Annotated in this window: 18 protein-coding genes; 9 read left to right on the forward strand and 9 right to left on the reverse strand. The window is 63.4% G+C overall.

Features of this window, described 5'->3' with window-relative positions; all coding sequences use genetic code 11:
• Position 1: 1 nt before the first annotated feature.
• From AC1DVN_RS27210 to AC1DVN_RS27225, 4 genes are all read left to right on the forward strand, one after another.
• On the forward strand, positions 2-751 hold the full coding sequence (locus AC1DVN_RS27210; RefSeq protein WP_020971387.1) for an IclR family transcriptional regulator: 750 nt from the start codon (positions 2-4) through the stop codon (positions 749-751).
• A 117-nt stretch (positions 752-868) separates the two neighbouring features.
• Positions 869-1339, forward strand: coding sequence for an NfeD family protein (locus tag AC1DVN_RS27215; RefSeq protein WP_477994440.1), 471 nt, complete (start codon positions 869-871; stop codon positions 1337-1339).
• Positions 1336-2151 carry a slipin family protein gene (locus tag AC1DVN_RS27220; RefSeq protein WP_477994441.1) on the forward strand — a complete coding sequence of 272 codons (816 nt, stop codon included), beginning with the start codon at positions 1336-1338 and terminating at the stop codon, positions 2149-2151. Before AC1DVN_RS27215 ends, AC1DVN_RS27220 begins: the two co-directional genes overlap by 4 nt.
• 60 nt (positions 2152-2211) lie before the next feature.
• Positions 2212-3444: an HNH endonuclease signature motif containing protein gene (locus tag AC1DVN_RS27225; RefSeq protein ID WP_477994442.1), complete on the forward strand. Its 1233-nt coding sequence runs from the start codon at positions 2212-2214 to the stop codon at positions 3442-3444.
• An 80-nt stretch (positions 3445-3524) separates the two neighbouring features.
• Here AC1DVN_RS27225 and AC1DVN_RS27230 read toward each other — a convergent pair whose 3' ends face one another.
• Positions 3525-4232: a pyridoxamine 5'-phosphate oxidase family protein gene (locus AC1DVN_RS27230; protein WP_477994444.1), complete on the reverse strand. Its 708-nt coding sequence runs from the start codon at positions 4230-4232 to the stop codon at positions 3525-3527.
• A gap of 97 nt (positions 4233-4329) precedes the next feature.
• Between AC1DVN_RS27230 and pdxR the strand changes: the two genes are divergently transcribed.
• On the forward strand, positions 4330-5715 hold the full coding sequence (pdxR, locus tag AC1DVN_RS27235; protein ID WP_477994445.1) for a MocR-like pyridoxine biosynthesis transcription factor PdxR: 1386 nt from the start codon (positions 4330-4332) through the stop codon (positions 5713-5715).
• A gap of 59 nt (positions 5716-5774) precedes the next feature.
• The gene (locus AC1DVN_RS27240) at positions 5775-7892 is read left to right on the forward strand and encodes an oxidoreductase (protein WP_477994446.1); all 2118 of its coding nucleotides are present in this window, start codon (positions 5775-5777) and stop codon (positions 7890-7892) included.
• 8 nt (positions 7893-7900) lie between these two features.
• On the opposite strand, the gene AC1DVN_RS27245 is transcribed toward AC1DVN_RS27240, so the two are convergent.
• From AC1DVN_RS27245 to AC1DVN_RS27270, 6 genes are all read right to left on the reverse strand, one after another.
• Positions 7901-8959, reverse strand: coding sequence for an isopenicillin N synthase family dioxygenase (locus tag AC1DVN_RS27245; protein ID WP_019746062.1), 1059 nt, complete (start codon positions 8957-8959; stop codon positions 7901-7903).
• Between the two features lie 170 nt (positions 8960-9129).
• Complete coding sequence (locus tag AC1DVN_RS27250) at positions 9130-10233, reverse strand: inositol-3-phosphate synthase (protein WP_003945979.1); 1104 nt, start codon at positions 10231-10233, stop codon at positions 9130-9132.
• Complete coding sequence (locus AC1DVN_RS27255) at positions 10226-10789, reverse strand: PadR family transcriptional regulator (protein ID WP_003946014.1); 564 nt, start codon at positions 10787-10789, stop codon at positions 10226-10228. The genes AC1DVN_RS27250 and AC1DVN_RS27255 overlap by 8 nt, the downstream gene beginning before the upstream one ends.
• A 116-nt stretch (positions 10790-10905) precedes the next feature.
• Positions 10906-11706, reverse strand: a complete 801-nt coding sequence (locus tag AC1DVN_RS27260) for a DUF1707 SHOCT-like domain-containing protein (protein WP_020971371.1) — start codon at positions 11704-11706, stop codon at positions 10906-10908.
• A gap of 10 nt (positions 11707-11716) precedes the next feature.
• The gene (locus tag AC1DVN_RS27265; protein ID WP_020971370.1) at positions 11717-12529 is read right to left on the reverse strand and encodes a DUF1707 SHOCT-like domain-containing protein; all 813 of its coding nucleotides are present in this window, start codon (positions 12527-12529) and stop codon (positions 11717-11719) included.
• Between the two features lie 30 nt (positions 12530-12559).
• The gene (locus AC1DVN_RS27270; RefSeq protein WP_060939392.1) at positions 12560-13324 is read right to left on the reverse strand and encodes a DUF1707 SHOCT-like domain-containing protein; all 765 of its coding nucleotides are present in this window, start codon (positions 13322-13324) and stop codon (positions 12560-12562) included.
• A 107-nt stretch (positions 13325-13431) separates the two neighbouring features.
• On the opposite strand from AC1DVN_RS27270, the gene AC1DVN_RS27275 reads away from it, so the two are divergent.
• The gene (locus AC1DVN_RS27275) at positions 13432-13851 is read left to right on the forward strand and encodes a DUF5318 family protein (RefSeq protein WP_042448217.1); all 420 of its coding nucleotides are present in this window, start codon (positions 13432-13434) and stop codon (positions 13849-13851) included.
• Positions 13852-14265: 414 nt separating this feature from the next.
• Here AC1DVN_RS27275 and AC1DVN_RS27280 read toward each other — a convergent pair whose 3' ends face one another.
• Positions 14266-14445, reverse strand: coding sequence for a hypothetical protein (locus tag AC1DVN_RS27280; RefSeq protein WP_156511702.1), 180 nt, complete (start codon positions 14443-14445; stop codon positions 14266-14268).
• Between AC1DVN_RS27280 and AC1DVN_RS27285 the strand changes: the two genes are divergently transcribed.
• Both AC1DVN_RS27285 and AC1DVN_RS27290 read left to right on the forward strand, forming a co-directional pair.
• Complete coding sequence (locus AC1DVN_RS27285; protein WP_019746057.1) at positions 14429-16576, forward strand: transglycosylase domain-containing protein; 2148 nt, start codon at positions 14429-14431, stop codon at positions 16574-16576. The genes AC1DVN_RS27280 and AC1DVN_RS27285 overlap by 17 nt on opposite strands.
• A gap of 39 nt (positions 16577-16615) precedes the next feature.
• Positions 16616-18193, forward strand: a complete 1578-nt coding sequence (locus AC1DVN_RS27290) for a glycosyltransferase family 87 protein (RefSeq protein ID WP_070795416.1) — start codon at positions 16616-16618, stop codon at positions 18191-18193.
• A gap of 2 nt (positions 18194-18195) precedes the next feature.
• Here the strand turns inward: AC1DVN_RS27290 and AC1DVN_RS27295 are convergent, their stop codons facing one another.
• Complete coding sequence (locus tag AC1DVN_RS27295; RefSeq protein WP_020909716.1) at positions 18196-18495, reverse strand: helix-turn-helix transcriptional regulator; 300 nt, start codon at positions 18493-18495, stop codon at positions 18196-18198.
• Positions 18496-18659 lie beyond the last annotated feature (164 nt).

Below are 18659 nucleotides of genomic sequence, written 5' to 3' on the forward strand. Positions count from 1 at the left end.
CGTGACGGACGCACGCGGCGCGGGAGTTCAGACGGTAACCCGTGCCCTGACCATGCTCACATGTTTTCGCAGTGGCGAAGAACTGGGAGTCTCGGAAGTTGCGCGGCGACAAGAGCTTGCGGTCAGCACCACGCATCGATTGCTGCAGTCTCTCGTCGACGCGGGGTTCCTCGAGAAGGACGACGCAACCAGTCGGTATCGCATCGGCGCGGCGCTGGCGGCTTACGGACAGGTCTCCTACCGGCAGCATCGGATCTATCTGTCCGAGCCCTATTTGGAGCAATTGGCCGCGACGACAGGAGCATCCGCCTCCCTGGCAGTGCGAAGCGGAAGTGAGGTGGTGTTGCTCGGATTCAGTCGGTGGCGCGAGGCCGACGGGCACGTGCTCCAAGGTGTCCGCCTTCCCTTGCATGCGAGCGCACTGGGGAAGGCCTTTCTGGCTTGGTCCGATGTCGACGATTCCGAGCTCGCTGCGCTGCCACGTGAAGCGACCACTCAGCGTGCGATCACCGACGTTGCCGGTATCCGCCGGGAATTGGAACTGACTCGTGAGCGAGGATACGGATTCAACGACGAGGAGTTGACCCCGGATTACCGAACGATCGGAATTCCGATCATCGATGGATCCGGCACTGTGCGTTACGCTCTCGGGCTTCGTGGTCCGGTCGAGCTGATGATCGACGAACGGATTCCGTTCCTCGCCGACCTTGCCAAGGTGACTGCGCGACAGATCGGTGAAGTGCTTCTCTGAACTGGCGTGAAGTGCTTGTGGCAGATCCGGCCGAACGTGATTACCGTTGAAGCCGAGGGCGCGATCGCACAATGGCTACGCGACGTGACCGCGTCCTCGCGAGCGTGGAGACGAGTGATGACGACGATCGGTGTCGTTGCCCTGGTGCTGGGCGTCCTGTTGATCGTGGTCGAGGCGCATGCCCCAACCGCGGGGGTGCTCGGTGTGCTTGGAGCACTCATGATCGGTGCCGGCGTCTGGATGCTTTTCACATCCGACGGTATCGGGCAATTGATCGCGATCCCGGTGACGGCGGGGGTCGCGGTAGTCGGCCTGGGCGTGGTGGCGGTAGCGAGTCGAAAAGCGCTTACCGCGCGCCGCGCTCCCGTGCGTACCGGGACGGAATCTCTTGTCGGTTCCGACGCGACCGTTCGCAGTTGGACGGGCGTGCAGGGGCAGGTCGAGCTTGACGGCGGATTATGGAGTGCTCGAATGGAATTCGGGTACGACGACTCCGTGCCTGCCGTGGGCGAATTCGTCGTCGTAGAGCAGGTACGAGGCCTGACTCTGAAAGTGCGCCGTCGTGAACCGTGGGAGCTGCCGCTATGACCACCGTGCTTGTCATGTTGTCCGTGTTTGTCGTGCTGATTGCAGTCCTTGTGGGAATGTCGGTGAGAGTTCTGCGCGAGTACGAGCGCGCGGTGGTGTTCCGCCTCGGCCGATTGATCACCTTGAAAGGCCCAGGCCTGGTGATTCTGGTGCCGGCGATCGATCGCATGGAACGGGTCAGTCTGCGAACCGTCACGCTGAAAATACCGGTCCAAGAAGTGATTACCCGCGACAATGTTCCTGTGAAGGTCACCGCCGTCACGTACTTTCGGGTCGTCGACGCTGACCGTTCGATAGTCGAAGTCGAGGACTTTCTGGCCGCCACCTCGCAGATCGCCCAGACCACACTGCGCTCCATCCTCGGTAAAGCTGAGCTGGACTCGCTGCTATCCGAACGGGAACGCCTCAACGAGGATCTGCAGAAAGTCATCGACCAGCAGACCGAACCGTGGGGCGTCAAGGTCACGACCGTCGAGATCAAGGACGTCGAGATTCCAGCCAACATGCAGCGCGCCATCGCCAGGCAAGCTGAGGCCGAACGTGAACGTCGAGCCAAGATCATCAACGCCGACGCAGAGTTTCAGGCTTCGGCCAAGCTCGCCGAGGCGGCCGAGGTGATCAGCCGCAATCCGACCACCCTGCAGTTGCGTTATCTACAGACGCTTCACGAGATCGGTAGCGAGAACAACTCCACCGTTGTCTTCCCCTTGCCGCTGGATCTTGTCCGGCCCTTCATGGGCGGCCAAGCGGAGGTTTCCACAGTCACCCAAGAACATGCCCGTTCTGTCTGGAATGCGAAAGTTGTTGATTAGCAGCTAGTTTCATCTCGAAATTCTCTTGTATTCGAAACTGTGTTCGAATACGATTGCTGCATGGACAGTCGGGATGCGTGGCAACTGGATGGCGAGGACCTCAAGAGTGAGGTTCTCGATCTGGTGCACGCTCGGCACGAGTTGCAGTCGCGGATGGTGTTGCTGATTGTGGAGATGTTTTCCCGAGAGGTTCTCGGTGGGAAGGGTTTTCGGGCGATCGCGCAGTGGTTGCACGGTTCGACGAATCTCGAGATCGGCGAGTGCAGCCTGCTGGTCGGGTTGGCGCGGTTGCTGATGCTCGAACCCGTTGTCGGCGATGCGTTTCACCGGGGTGATGTGGATGCGTTGAAGGCGCGGCAGGTGGCGTCGTTTTGTCAGCATCCGCCGAAGAATATGACCCTGGCGGATGTGGACAAGGCTCGCGGGATTCTGTTGGGGTTGGCGTCGAAGAACATTGCGGATTGTGATGCGGTGCGGGCGGCGATTCGGCGGATCGAGAAGCAATTTGGCAAGCGTGAGGACGGTGTTCCGGTCGGGGAGGATTCGGAGCGCAACGAGTTCTACGCCTCGAAAGGCTTGTACGGCAGAGTGACTGTGAAGGGTGATCTGGATGCTGTGAACGGGGCGCGGTTGATCACGTTGTTGTCGAGTCTGTCGGCTCCGACGCCGGAGAAGGACGGCGTGAAGGACACCCGCACGCCGGCATTACGGCGTGCGGACGGGTTTTGTGAATTGTTGCGGCGGTATGAGCGGGCGGGGTTGGGTCCGATCGAGGGCGGCGTGAAACCGCACATCACCGTTACCGCTAGCGCGAAAGACATGACGGACCTTAAAGTTCTGAAAGACCTGTTGCCGTCCACCGAGGAGTTGGGGTTTGCGTGGACGGATTGGGTGGGCCCGATCAGCCTCGACACTGCCCGGATGTTGGCGTGCGACTGCACCGTCACCCGAATCTTGTTGGACGAGAATGGTGTTCCGCTCGACTGCGGTAAGGAAGCGAGAACGGCGACGGTTCCGCAGCGGCGGGCGTTGGCGGTGCGGGATGGTGGGTGTGCGTTTCCGGGGTGCGGGACTCCGTCGGGGTGGTGCGATGCCCATCATATTGTTCACTGGGGTGATGGTGGCCCAACAGATCTCGACAACCTGATCTTGTTGTGCGGTCATCATCATCGGACGCTGCATCATACGGAGTGGCGGGTGGAGATCGGCCCGGATCGGAAGTCGGTGTTCTATCCACCGATGTCGATCGATCAGCACCCGATCGGCGGGAACAGCCCACCTACAGCAGCCTGAACGGGCGCAACTGAATACGTACACACCGGGGCATAGCCATGCCCCGGTGCGAGCTGCGTTTGTCGGAGTCGCGTGTGCGGTCAGAGCATCGTCGAGATATGGTCCGGAAGCGCGACACCTGAGTCGAGATCCTCGGACGGGATCGGTTCACCGAAGTGCGTAGCTGCGGGAACTACTCCAGCCCAAACGGTTTCGACACCAATGTCGGCGGCATCGTCGCCGGGGCCGCCGGTGCGGGCCTTGACGGAAGCCTCGTACAACGGCAGTGCAAGAACGATGGTTGCCGCCATTTCCTTGCGCGTGTGATCCCGCAAGTGTTGGGAACGTCCGGGAACCACCTGGTCGACGATCAGATTCAAAGCCTTCACTCGCTCGTCGCCGTCGGTCACGACTCGAGGTGATCCGATGATGACGCCGCTGCGGTAGTTCATCGAGTGGTGGAAGCCCGACCGAGCCAACACGAGCCCGTCGAGGATCGTGATGGTGACGCAGATTTCGCTGTCCGGAGCCAAGCTTCGCGAGGCCACCGAGCCGTGAACATAAATAGACCCGCCGCGGTCAGGGCCGTCGAGGTCGAACCCGTACGCGGTGGGAAACACCATGGGAACTCCGCCGACGGTCACGCCCATGTGGCACAGCTTCGCGGACTGCAAGACGTCGACGAGTGCCGCGCGTTCTGCGACGCCGTGGTGGCGGGCGCGCTTGTGCGTCGTACGTGCTGTCGGGGACAGCGGAATAGGTGCAGTGGGGGCAGGAGCAGGGGCAGCAAAGACAACGGAATCTGTCATGCAGACAATCCTGGTGGCAAAGTGGCTTCAAGTCATGGTCCAATCAGTGGAGACTTCGATAGGCCACTTCGATTTGCCACTTCCGAGAGGGTTCAGAATGTTTCTTCCTTCGGCGGTGGCCGTCGTCCTCGACCGGACAGATCGGCGGGCGCTCCCGATCCAGATTGCCGACCACCTCAGAGCTGATATCCGCAGTGGTAAGGCGGCAGTGGGACTGAGGTTACCCAGTTCCCGGAAGCTGGCGGCGGAGCTCGAGGTGGCGCGGGGCGTCGTGGAACGGGCGTATGAGCAGTTGATCGCAGAGGGGTGGCTTGTCGCTGTACACGGTTCGGGCACCTTCGTTGCCGAGGCGCCCTCTCCCGCGGTCACTCCCACGACTACACCGAAGAAGACCGCCGACAAGATGTCGCCCAGGGTGCAGCTCCGGCCAGGCGTGCCGTGGACACCGCCGCGTGCATCGGCAGCGTGGCGGCGGGCGTGGCGTGATGTCGGGTCCAAACCGCCACCATTCGAGGATCCCGATCCTGCGGGTGACTACGAATTGCGTTCGGCACTATCGGAATTGCTGGCAAGAGCCCGCGGAATGTCGGTTGAACCCGAGAGAATCCTGATCACCTCAGGTGCCACGCATGGTCTCGGCCTCGCCCTGTCGGCTCTGCGTACCCGTGGTGCTGTTCTGGCGATGGAAGATCCCGGATACCGGTATGCGTCCTCGGCCGCAACAGCCTGTGGATGGTCGCTGCTCGACGTGCCCGTCGACGCTCATGGTCTCTGTGTCGACCAACTCGAAACGGCGTCGGAGAGCGTCCGCGGTGTGTATGTGACACCGTCCCATCAGTATCCGACAGGTGGGCTGCTTCCGGTAGGTCGGCGCAACCAGTTGATCGAGTTCGCCCGCGCCCGCGACGTCGTCCTGTTCGAGGACGATTACGACTCCGAATTCCGTTACGACGTAGCGCCTTTGCCTGCGCTCGCCCAGTTGGCTCCTGATCGGGTGGTGTATCTCGGAACGGTTGCCAAAACGCTCGGCGCCGGAATTCGATTGGGCTGGTTGGTAGCTCCCCTCGACCTGGTCGACCGCATAGCAGTACACCGCAAGCGAATCGGCGACTTCCCGTCGGTTCCGCTGCAGCAAGCACTCCTGTCCCTGCTCCGTGACGGCGAATGGGATCGGGCGGTACGTACCGCCCGGCGCAGGTACCGGGAGCGCGATCGGGCGGTCGAGGAAGCGCTGTCATCGTTCGGTGAACTGCGGGGTCTCGGCGCCGGCATGCACACGACGCTCATGCTCGACGCGGATCTGGCAGCCACCGTCGCTCGTGAGGCACTTGAACACGGCGTCGAAGTGCCCACCCTGGTCGAGTCCACCCGAACGCACGGAGACCCCGGCGGATTGGTCATCGGCTACGGGCGAGTGGAATCCGCGGACCTCGAATATGCGCTCGAGGTGATAGCCGAGTGCCTCGCACGTCACAGCGCGTGAAGTCTCGTTGATCGGGAGTGCGGCAACGGATGGGCGTGGTCCAGTTCTAGCGTCTGCTCGTGACGATCCGAAGCCAGACCTTTCCGCACCTGCTCGCACCAGGCACCATCGGCCCGATGACCGTGCCCAATCGCGTGGTTCTCCCTGCGATGGACATGAACCTGTGTGAAGACGGGGAAATCGAAAAGGGCGACATCGACCACTTCGTGGCTCGTGCGGCCGGTGGAACGGGTCTGATCATCACCGGTTGCTGCGCTGTTGCGTACCCGCTGGGCTGCACCAGCCGCAAGGAACCGGGGCTCTCCGAAGACCGGTTCATCCCCGGACTCAAAGCGCTGGCCGACGCGGTGCACGACGCAGGCAGCAAGCTCTGTGTGCAGATGACACACCACGGCAAGGTGGCGCGCATCGATACCCTCGACGGCCGACCGCAGCTGGTCCCGTCCACACCGAAGCCGCCGGGTGACATGAGTGCGATGGCCGATTGCACGCCCGAAGAACTGGGCAAGATGGCTGCCATCAACGAGGGCAAGAGGGCGACCTACCACGAGGCCACCAAGGAAGATCTTGATTGGCTCGTCCGCATGTTCGCCGAGGCTGCCGGACGGGTGAAAGCGGCGGGCGGCGACGCCGTCGAGATTCACTGTGCCCACAACTACGTCCTCGGAGCGTTCCTGAGTCGGTACACGAATCAGCGCAGCGATGAGTACGGAGGTTCCATGGAGAACCGTGCTCGCCTGGCTTGTGAGGTCATTCGGGCGGTCAAGGAGGAGATCGGCGGTGCGCTTGCCGTCATCGTGCGTCTGGCCGGTCAAGAGTACGGCGAAACCGACGGGCTGACCGTCGACGAGGCTGCTGCGGCCGCCAAGATGTTCGAAGAGGCCGGCGCTGACGCCATTCATGTCACCGGTACCGCGCTGAATGCTTTTGCCAACTTCACCGACGGCCCCCTGCCCGACAAGGTCGGCTACTACACGGACAATGCAACGCGAATCAAGCAGGCGATATCGATCCCCGTGATCACGGTCGGACGTATGCTCCCCGAGGTCGGCGAGAAGATGATCGCGGAAGGTCGCACGGACTTCGCCGCAATGGGCCGTCAGCTCCTGGCCGACCCACAGTTAGTGAACAAACTCAAAGACGGTGTACCCGAGCGGGTTCGACCTTGCATCAATTGCTACGTCTGCGTGCAGGAGAACTTCTGGGACGAGACCCCGCTGTGCGCGGTGAACCCTGCCCTGGGCAACGAAGCGCTGCTCCCCTTCGTTCGGACCAGCACCCCGAAACACGTTGTTGTGGTCGGAGCGGGCCCCGGTGGTCTCGAAACGGCTCGCGTGGCCGCTGAACGTGGGCACCGAGTCACGGTGTTGGACAAATCCGATCGCCTCGGCGGCACCCTGTGGTTCTCGAGCCTCACTACCCCGGACAACGGGCGTCTGCTCAGCTGGTTGAAAGTGGAGATCGAGCGTCTCGGTGTCGATGTTCGACTGAAGACCGAAGCCTCGGTTGCTTCGATCCGGGCACTGAACCCCGACGCCGTAGTCGTGGCCACCGGTGCAGTTCGTGAGCGGCCTAGTGTTCCGGGCGGCGGCTTGCCGCACGTGCACACCGGTGATTCGTTGCGCGCGTTGATGACCGGAGCGGGAGACGTCTCACAGGTGCCGCCGTTCCTGCGGACGATGGCCAAGTTGGGCAAGCTGTCCGGTATCACCAAGAGCCCCGCGGCGATTCGAGCTGTGACCCGCAAGTTCCTGCCCATGGGTAAGGACGTTGTCGTGATCGGTGGTTCGCTTGTCGGACTCGAGCTTGCGGAGTTCCTGGCCGAGCGAGGTCGCAATGTGACGCTGATCGAAGAAGGCCAGCAGTTGGGTATTCCGATGGCGATGCCGCGCCGCTGGACGGCTGTGCGCCACGCCAAGCATGTCGGTGTGGACATTCACCGCAATTCAACGGTCCAGCGAATCACGAAGGAACTCGTCGAATTCCGTTCCGGTGAAAAGACACTGACCGCTCCGGCCGACATGGTTGTCGTCGCGTCGGGGGTGTCAGCGCAAGCGCCGCTGGCCGACGCTCTGATCGGCGTCGTCTCCGACGTGCACGTGGTCGGTGACGCGGTGAACGTCGACTACATCGAAGGTGCGATGCACACGGCGTGGAAAGTTGCGATGGATCTTTGACCCATCCCCTAGGTAGCACTTTGTGCCGCAACGATGTCCGGCCACCATCGGGCCGCGACATCGGGGTGCGCGCGTAGTCGACTCTTGAGGGCGTTCGCCCCGTAGGAATCGTGGATCGGGTTGTTCGCGTCCACGGTGACGCCGGTGGCGCGCGCCGCCAGCTCGGGCGGTAGGTCGAACTCCGGGATCTGCGCTGCGTAGTTCGGGTTGAAGAAGAACGGCACCGAGATACGTTCACCGTCACCTTCGGGTGAAACTACCCGGTGCACAGTCGCTTTCAAGTAGCCGCCGGTAGCGACCTCGAGAAGTTCGCCGATGTTGACCACCAGCGCCCCGTCGATCGGCGGGGCGTCGATCCAGTCGCCGTCGTGCTCGACCTGCAGACCGCCCTTGCCCGGTTCGACATAGAGCAGAGTCAGTACACCCGCGTCCTTGTGCCCGCCGACGCCCTGGGAGCCGGCACCTTTCGGGCGGCCCGGGTAACGCACCACCTTGATGAGGATCGACGGATCGTGAGCGAACGCGTCGTCGAAGATGTTCGCATCCTGGCCCAGGGCTACCGCCCATTCGCGTAAGAGGCTCAATGCGATCGAGGTGAGTGTGTCGTTCCACTCGGTGATGACGTCGCGGAGTTCGGGAAGGGCGTCGGGCCACTGGTTGGGGCCCTGCAGGATCTCCCAGGCCGGTGAGGTGTCGGTGCGCTCGGCCGCGGGCTGTTCGGCGCCGATGTCGATCTGCTCGCGCCAGTCCTGCTTGCCTTCGGTCAGTTCGCCGCCGAGCCTGGTGTACCCACGGAAGTGCGGGCTGCGGACGTTCTCGATCGCGAGCTTCTCGGCAGTCGGTAGCGCGAAGAACTCGCGGGCGACGGCGAGGAGGCGTCGCTGCAGTTCGTCGGGAATTCCGTGGCCGACCAGGTAGAAGAATCCGACCTCGTGGGTGGCCTCGCGGAGCTGAGTGCGGAACTGCTCGGCGGTGTCGGGGTTCTGCGCAAGCGACAGATCGAGCACTGGCAGCGACGTAATCGACATGGGGTCCTCGATCCGTGTGATGGTTCTGATGTCCATCATTCCACGCTGATCGGCACCCGGACCCGCTCGGCGATTCGGCAGCCGCAGGCGTGATTACCCGCGCGGATGCGGAAACACCCTGCGGATAACAGAATCGGGGCCTTGCGCCATTGGCGCAAGACCCCGAATCAGCGTGAACCTAAATCAGGCCTCGTCGGCCCGGCGTCTAGCTACGCCTCATCGGCTCCGATGATGAACGCTTCGAGCTCGATGCGAGCCTTGTCGTCGGCCATCTGGACCGGCGGGGACTTCATCAGGTAAGCGGAAGCCGGGTAAACCGGTCCACCGATGCCGCGGTCTTTGGCGATCTTGGCTGCGCGGACGGCGTCGATGATGATGCCGGCAGAGTTGGGCGAATCCCAGACCTCGAGCTTGTACTCCAGGTTCAGGGGAGCGTCACCGAAGGCGCGGCCTTCGAGGCGGACGTATGCCCACTTGCGGTCGTCGAGCCACTCCACGTAGTCCGAGGGACCGATGTGGACGTTGCGGTCGTGAACCTTGCCGGCGAGTGCGCCGGTCAGGTTGGACGTCACGGCCTGGGTCTTGGAAACCTTCTTGGACTCCAGGCGATCACGCTCGAGCATGTTCTTGAAGTCCATGTTTCCACCGACGTTGAGCTGGTAGGTGCGGTCCAGCACGACGCCGCGGTCTTCGAACAGTTTCGCCATCACGCGGTGGGTGATGGTGGCGCCGACCTGGCTCTTGATGTCGTCGCCGACGATCGGGACGCCGGCGTCCTTGAACTTGGCAGCCCACTCCGGATCGGAAGCGATGAAGACGGGCAGGGCGTTGACGAATGCAACGCCTGCGTCGATCGCGCACTGTGCGTAGAACTTGTCAGCGTCGTCGGAACCGACGGGCAGGTAGGAGACGAGGACGTCGACCTGAGCGTCCTTGAGTGCCTTGACGACGTCGACGGGCTCGGCGTCGGACAGCTCGATGGTCTCGGCGTAGTACTTGCCGATGCCGTCGAGGGTCGGGCCACGCTGAACGGGAACGTCCAGGGGCGGGACGTCGGCGATCTTGATGGTGTTGTTCTCGCTCGCGAGGATCGCCTCGGAGAGGTCGAAGCCGACCTTCTTGGCGTCGACGTCGAACGCAGCGACGAACTGCACGTCGCGGACGTGGTACTTGCCGAACTTGACGTGCATGAGGCCGGGGACCGTCTGGGTCTCGTCGGCATCCTTGTAGTAGTGGACGCCCTGAACCAGGGACGAGGCGCAGTTACCCACGCCCACAATGGCTACGCGCACCGCGGTGCTGTTCTCACCCATGGTCGGGTTCTCCTTCTTTCCGGGATGTTCCTGTTGTCGATTGCTCGGCTGCGATCAATTCGTTGAGCCAACGCACTTCGCGTTCACTCGATTCGAGTCCGAGCTGATGGAGCTGACGGGTATAGCGGTCCAGCGATCCGCTGGCCCGACCGACGGCCTCGCGGAGCCCCTCACGGCGCTCCTCGACCTGGCGTCGCCTGCCTTCGAGGATCCGCATCCGCGCTTCTGCGGGGGTGCGGCTGAAGAAGGCGAGGTGAACGCCGAAACCGTCGTCGGTGTAGTTCTGCGGCCCGGTGTCGGCGACCAGTTCGGTGAACCGTTGCCGACCTTCCGGAGTGAGCTGGTAGACGCGACGCGCCCGACGCTTGAGCGTGCCGGTGGCAGTGTCGACGTCTTCCGAGATCAATCCGTCGGCTTGCATGCGCCGCAGTGCCGGGTACAGCGATCCGTACGAGAACGCGCGGAATGCGCCGAGCAGACCAGTGAGCCGCTTACGCAGCTCGTATCCGTGCATCGGTGACTCGAGGAGCAGCCCGAGGATTGCGAGTTCGAGCAACTGACAAACCTCCCGAGTCGTTGAACCTAACCGCTTGATGCGATAACCAACTATATCGCGCCGATATATAAAACCACACTGCGGCCCGATACGTGTACCAAGGTGTCACGGCTAGATCAGGGGGCGAACGGGTAGACGCTCAACGGCTCGCCCGACAGTGTGGTCTCCAAGTGGCCGGAGTCGTCGGCCTCGTTTCTCACGTACATAGAGACGGTCGGCTCGTTGGCTCGGCCGATGGTGGGGTATTCGAAACGGATCTGGTCGACCACTCCGCCCGGAACCCGGAGCGTTTCCGGAGCGCCGGCGATCAGCCGCGCCAGAACCTCGAGATCGACCGTCGACAGGTCGATTGTTCGTGTCCCGGTTTTTCGGGGTGAAGGTGTCGACCAGGATTTGAAGTCACCATCGTAGATGTATCTGACGTAGTTGCCGGGCTGATCATGGGCCACTCGTTCTACGGTTGCGTTTTCGGTACTGAGCGAGACGGTATCGGCGATGGTGTCGCCGAATTCGGCCCGGTAATCGTCGATGAACTGCGCCACGCCGTGGCCGGTCATCAGATTCGGGATCGGTGCGTCGGTCCCGAGCGGTGACGTGTCCGGGTTGGTGGCCGAACCGATCAGCGCCCCGACGACACCGGCGACAAGTACGACGGCCGCAGCAGCTTTCACCGATTTCGGTGGCGCAGGCAGGCGGGGCCGGACCACCTCGGTGTCGAGATATCGAGAGGGGATCTGAAGGTCATTCACGAGAACCTGAAGGTCGTGAATTGTTTTGGCGGACATTGCTTTTGATGTTCGAGACTCGTATTCTCCGGCATGTAGCTGCCCGTCTGCGAGGGCGTTGTCCAGCACCCCACAGGTATCGGCTCGGTCGGAATCTCGTGCACGTTTAGACGGGGAGGGACTCGACGGCATGATCTGATTCCTAATCGGTGAAGGCGTAGACGCGGACGAGTTCGCCAGCGGAGGTGGTATTGACGAATCCGCCTTCGCCGAAGCTGTTTTTCGCCGAAATATCCAGCAGCGGTTCTTCTCCGGCAGTGTACGAAATGTAGTAGACCTGGGCGTCGGGCACATTGACGTGCCGCTGGATCGCCTCGATGTTTCGTCGTACGGCTTCGAGATCAATCGCGTCGAGATCGACTGTCGCAGTGTCGATCTTACGGCTTTCCGGATCGCCGTCCGCAGTGAAGCCGCCGCGAAAGGAGTACTTGATCTTCCGGTTGGGTTGACCGGGAACAGCGAGGGAGAAATAGGCTGCGCTGTTGTTGAAGGTGATCTCGTCGACGACGGTGGAGCCGAACTTTTCCCGCAACCGGTCACGTAAGAGGGCGATCCCTTCCGCGCTCGCCATGAAGGGTGTGGGTATGACCAAGGGCTCCGGGTTCGGGACAACGGCAGGCGCAACTGCGGACGGCGGCGTCACGGGATCTCGGTGCGTGAGCGAATAAGCCCCGACGCCGACGACCAGCGCTGCCGCCACCGTTGCCGCTGCGAACCACGGCACCGGTCGTTTTGGTGGGCGACGTCGATCGGACGGCGGATTCGCTGCGCCCTGCAAGTCTGCGACGATGGCGGCCAGTTCGTCGAGAGTGCGCGCTTTCGCCACCGCCTGCGCGGCAGCGCGATGCTCGGCGGCGTTCAACTGTCCGTCTCCGAACGCCGCATCGACGACGGCCGCGGTTGTCTCCCTGTCCCGGTTTGCGGCGCGGGTGTTCGGCGGATATTTCTGGGCCATGCCGAGAATCCTAAATTCAAGGCCTGTGCGTCAGAACACCCTGCCGTCGAAGGTCATCTTGCGCACGCCCGTGTACGCCCCGGTGTCGTCGACGACGTAGATGCTTATCACCGGCGCACCCGAATCGGCCAAGGTGATGTGGTCCACGCGGGTACCGGCCAGCGCGGCGGGGGACTGTGCGATCACCGATACCAAGGCGTCGCGGTTCACGTTGGTGAGGTCCATGTCCGTGTTGCCGGCCACCGACGCGGGTTCGTCGGACGGAGTGAGAGTGCCGCGGAAATCGAAGTTCCGGAAGTTCCCTGATCCGTCGACGCGGCCGACCACCGCTCGATCGGGGTAAAAGGTCGCAACCCGCACCGTCTCGGAACCGTACGTCGCGACGAACGACGCGAAGACGTCGTCGATGCCGGTGGGAGTAAACGGAGAATCGGCAGGCTCGGTGCTTGCTGTGAACCGTTCGACCACCTCGGCCGGCGGCTCGAGCGGACCGCGTTGGGCTGCAGCCAGTGCAATCGCGCCCGCCACCGCCGCAGCGGCCAGCGAAACGTAGAGCACTTTTCGTCGAAAGGTCACGTGGGGAGATTTCACGCGCGCACGAGGTGCAGCTTCCTGTAGATCGCCGATCAACGACGCCAACTCGACCACCGTCGTGGCAGTTCGCGCTTGCTCGGTGCGATCGAAGTATTCGGCGGCGCCCAGTTGTCCCTCGGCGTAAGCGGCGTCGAGTCTGGCGCAGGCGTCGATACGGTCCGTATCGCGTGCGCGGGTGGCCGGCGTCTTGGAAGAACTCACAGGTTCCAATGATAATTGCTGGTCGCCATGCGTCCGGACCGCAAAATGTGTTCATCGTGACCCTCCCGAACCGTCCGTGGCGGCACGGACGCACGTACGCTGGTCAGGTGCGGATACAGCGGCAAGTTGTGGACTACGCGCTCGCGCGTCGGTCTGTGCTGGCCGAAGTGTCTGCGGGTAGGACCGACGTCAAGCAAGTGTGTGACGCCGATCCGTACCTACTCAGAGCCGCGAAGTTCCACGGCCGGGGCAGCGACGTCGTCTGCCCCATTTGCCGCAAGGAACAGTTGACGCTCGTGTCCTGGGTGTTCGGCGACAAGCTCGGTCAGGTTTCGGGATCGGCCCGAACCTCGGACGAGCTCGCTCGGCTTGCGGAAACAGCAGAGGAGTTCACGGTGCACGTTGTAGAGGTGTGCCGTACCTGCAGTTGGAACCACTTGGTGCAGTCCTATGTGCTCGGCGCAGTACCTGCGCCGCCGCGACCGCGGCGAGCACGCCCACCAAGCCGGCGCACCGCCAGCGAGTAACGCCACACCCGAAGAAGGGCCCGATCGAAGTCTGCACGTGATCGGTCCGTGACCACTGGAGATTTGATTCGTGAGTTCCCCCAGCAACAACAACCCGGGAGGCAACAACCCGGGTGGCCGTCCCGTCGGTCCCAACCGTCCCGCCGGACCTCCTCAGGGTCGTCCGCCGCAGGGACGTCCGCAGGGTCCACCTCCGCAGGGTCCACCTCCGCAGGGACGCCCTCCGATGGGTCCGCCCCCTCAGGGTCGTCCGCCGCAAGGTCGTCCGATGGGACCCTCGCCTCAGGGTCGTCCGCCGCAAGCCCGACCTTCGGGCCCGCCTCCTCAGGGCCGCCCCGCCGGTCCCCCGCCTCAGGGTCGTCCGTCGCAAGGCCGACCTGCCGGCCCGCCGCCTCAGGGTCGCGCCTCCGGCGCTCAGGCAAACGAACCGACCCAGCGCGTCGCGGCAGCAGCAGCGACCACCCGTAGCAACGCGGGCACCCGCCCGCCGGTCGGACCTCCGCCGACGAAGCCGCCGACAGGTGGCTCCGGTGGCGGTGGCAACGACGGACAACCACCGAAGGGAAGAAAGAGCACCGTGAAGAAGAAGTCCAAGTGGCGCACAGTTCGCCGCTCGGCCTACGTCTTGGTGGCGCTCGGTCTTGTTCTGCCCGTCCTTGCCTTCATGGCGGCGTACATCGTGCAGGACGTCCCCAAGCCCGGTGACCTCAAGACCAATCAGGTGGCGACGGTCTTCGCCGCCGACGGCACCACGGTGATCAGTACCGTCGTCCCGCCGGACGGCAACCGCGTCGAGGTTTCGCTCGATCAGGTACCGCTTCACGTTCGCAATGCGGTTCTCGCCGCAGAGGACCGCGATTTCTACTCGAACCCGGGCTTCTCGATCTCCGGTTTCGCACGCGCAGCCCGAGACAACGTCCTCGGTCGCGACAGTGCCGGTGGTGGCTCGACCATCACGCAGCAGTACGTGAAGAAGGCGCTCGTCGGCTCGGAGCGTTCGCTGACGCGAAAGATGAAAGAGCTCGTCATCTCCTCGAAGATGGCCAACGAGTGGTCCAAGGACGACATCCTCGCCGCGTATCTGAACACCATTTACTTCGGTCGCGGCGCATACGGCATCGGCGCAGCATCCAAGGCTTACTTCGGTAAGCCCGTCGACCAGCTGACCATCGAAGAAGGTGCCGTCCTGGCATCGTCGATTCAGCTTCCGTCGCTCCTCGATCCCGAGACCAACCCGACCGGCGCGAAGTCCCGTTGGGATTACGTGCTCGACGGCATGGTGTCCGCCGGCACGCTGGATCAGGCCGCGCGCACGCCGATGCAGTACCCCGCCTACATCCCGCTCGCCCAGGTCGACAACAGCAGCCAAGGCTCGACCGGACCCGAGGGCCTGATCAAGCGTCAGGTGCTCAAGGAGATCGGCGACGCCGGAATCAGCGAGCAGTTGCTCAACACCGAGGGCTTGCAGATCACCACGACCATCGACCCGCAGGCTCAGGCCGCAGCGGTCGAGGCAGCCCGTTCCAACATGGAGGGTGAGCCGGAGAACCTGCGCACCGCAGTTGTCTCGGTTGACCCGAAGACCGGTGCCGTCAAGGCGTACTACGGCGGTGAGGACGGCGCGGGATACGACTTCGCGAATGCCGGACTTCAGACCGGTTCCTCGTTCAAGGTGTTCGGTCTCGCAGCCGCCCTGGATCAGGGAATCCCGCTCTCGCAGATGTACGACAGCTCGCCGCTGACCGTCAACGGCATCTCCATCGGCAACGTCGAAGGTGAAAGCTGCGGCACCTGCACCATCGCAGAGGCGCTCAAGCGTTCGCTGAACACCAGCTTCTACCGCCAGATGCTCAGCCTCGACGGCAACGGCCCGCAGGCAATCGCGGACATCGCACACCAAGCAGGCATCCCGAAGGACATCCCGGGCGTCGGCCCGTCGCTCACCGAGGCTGACGGTTCCGGTCCCAACAACGGCATCGTGCTCGGCCAGTACCAGGCCCGCGTGCTCGACATGGCGTCGTCGTACGCGACGCTCGCCGCATCCGGCACGTATCACGCACCGCACTTCGTCCAGAAGGTCGTTGCCGCCGACGGCACCGTGCTGCTGGACCGCGGCGCACCCGCCGGTGAGGACCGCATCGACGCTGCCGTCGCCGACAACGTGACGGCTGCGATGCAGCCGATCGCGGCGTACTCGCGCGGTCACAACCTGGCCGGCGGACGTCTGTCGGCGTCGAAGACAGGTACTGCGCAGCTCGGTGACACCGGAGCCAACAAGGACGCATGGATGGTCGGCTACACGCCGTCACTCTCGACCGCGGTCTGGGTCGGAACTCCCGACGGTGAAGCGATCACCAACTCGGGCGGCGCGATGATCTACGGCTCGGGTCTGCCTTCGGACATCTGGAAGGACACGATGGACGGCGCCCTCGACGGCACCGACAACGAGAAGTTCCCGACGCCGGGCAAGATCAACGGCCAAGCCGGTGGTGTTCCGGAGTACACGGCACCTGCACCGCCCAAGACGTCGGCGCCGCCGACCACCGCACCGACGACGACGGAAACCACTCCGCCGCCCGTGGTGACGACGACGCAGGTCGAGGTTCTGCCGGGCATCACCATCCCGATTCCGGGCATCTCCCGGCCGACGACAACCACGCCGCAGGTACCAGGGGCAGGCGAGACCACCGAGGAAGAACCGGCAGGTGTGAGCCCCGGCCAGTAGTTGGAGGGTGGTCGGTTCGAAAGACGGTAACCTCGCGGAGTGGCCGCGAATGCTGATGATGCCGAACCGACCTCCCCCGCTCCGCTGGCCGAAGATCTTCGTTCGGCGGATTGGCGGGACGTTCCCAGTCGCAACGACGCGATGGTGTCTGCGCTGTCGGGAACCGTCGGCGGTCCGGTAGGTCGTCACGCACTGATCGGACGCACTCGCTTCTTCACACCGATGCGAGTGATCCTTCTGCTCGCCGTGGTGTTCTTGGCTTTCGGCTGGTTCGCGAAGGCCGGCTGTATTCAGCAGGCGCCGGTCGGCGAGAGCGGGCAGGTCGGCCTCGACTGGAGTGGCAGCCGTCAGTACGTGGCCATGTGTTACTCCGACACCGTTCCGCTGTACGGGGCCGAACGCCTCGATCAGGGAGCATTCCCGTACAAGACGTCGTGGGAAGAAGTACGCGGCGACGGTTCGATCCAGATGCGGTACATGGAGTATCCGGTCATCTCGGGGCTCTATCAGTACGGCGCAATGAAAGTCGCGAAGGCGTGGGATTCGATCACCTGGCTGCCGGGCGCGATTCAGGTGGCGCTCTATTTCAACGTCGTGGCGTTCGGATTGGCGTTGGCGTGGCTGGTCACCGTGTGGGCGAGCACCCTGCTGGCCGGACGACGAGTGTGGGACGGTGCGCTCATCGCGTGTTCCCCGTTGGTGATCGTGCACGTGTTCACGAACTTCGATCCTCTGGCGACGGCGTTCGCGGCTGGCGGGTTGTTGGCGTGGGCACGCAAGCGGCCCGTGCTCGCGGGAATTCTGCTCGGCCTGGGCGGCGCCGCGAAGCTCTACCCGCTGCTCCTACTCGGACCGCTTTTTGTTCTGTGTCTGCGCGCGGGCAAGACGAGGGACTGGCTGGTGACCGCACTCAGCGCCGTCGCGGCATGGCTTGCGGTGAACCTGCCCATCGCCGCCCTGTACCCGCATGGTTGGTACGAGTTCTTCCGGCTCAACTCCGAGCGCGGGGCCGATCCCGATTCCCTCTACAACGTGATCGCGTCGTTCACGTCGTGGAAGGGCCTCGACGGTCCTCTCGCACAGGGTGAGTCGCCGTCGAATCTCAACGCCGTTTCTCTGCTGCTGTTCGTGGCAGTCTGCATTGGTGTCGGTTACGTCGCCCTGACGGCGCAGCGTCGTCCGCGCGTTGCGCAGTTGTGTTTCCTGTTGGTGGCGGGCTTCTTGCTCACCAACAAGGTGTGGAGCCCGCAGTATTCTCTGTGGCTGGTACCGCTGGCCGTGTTGGCCTTGCCGCACCGCAGGCTCCTGCTCGCGTGGATGACCATCGACGCCCTGGTCTGGGTTCCGCGAATGATGTATTACCTCGGGGTGTCCAACAAGGGGCTGCCCGAGCAGTGGTTCACCGGAACCGTCGTGATCCGGGACATCGCGGTACTCGTTCTGTGCGCGCTGGTGCTCCGTCAGATCTACCGGCCGTCGGAGGATCTCGTGCGGTACGGGTTCATCGACGATCCGGCGGGCGGTGTTCTCGATCAGGCTCCGGACAAACAACCTGCCTGGCTACCAGGTTGGTTGAAGCCGTCCAAGGCGAAGGAACCGGAACCCGTCGCGGTCTGAGGTCACCACTCGTCGAGGGTGGTGTACCCGTCCTGGACCGCGCGGGCAAACAACGCTGCCTTCGTGGGAGCCGGCCGCCCGACGTCGCTGTACTTCGTGCGTACCCGAGTGATGTGTGTGTTGACGGTGCAGACGCGTAGGCCGAGTGTCTCGGCGACCTCGGACTTGGAATCCGAACGAAGCCAGGCGAGAAGTACTTCGATCTCGCGGACGCTCAGCTTCGGCTTGTGCTTGCCGTGCTTGGGGTTGCCGACTCGGGACACGTTTGCCTCGATCTTCGGAGAAAAGCCGATTGAAGACATGCGAGTAGCGCCTTTCGACGGAGGGAATGGGCGTCGACTGCCGTATTTGCAGAAGGGCTGCTGAGATGGGGCGCGACTGAGAACGAGTATTTCGATCTAGGCGTCTCAGTGGAACGGACGCAACTCTCTCGATACAGAGTCCATACAACGGACAAATCCCCTAC

The sequence above is a fragment of the Rhodococcus sp. P4_E4 genome (genome assembly GCF_056401575.1).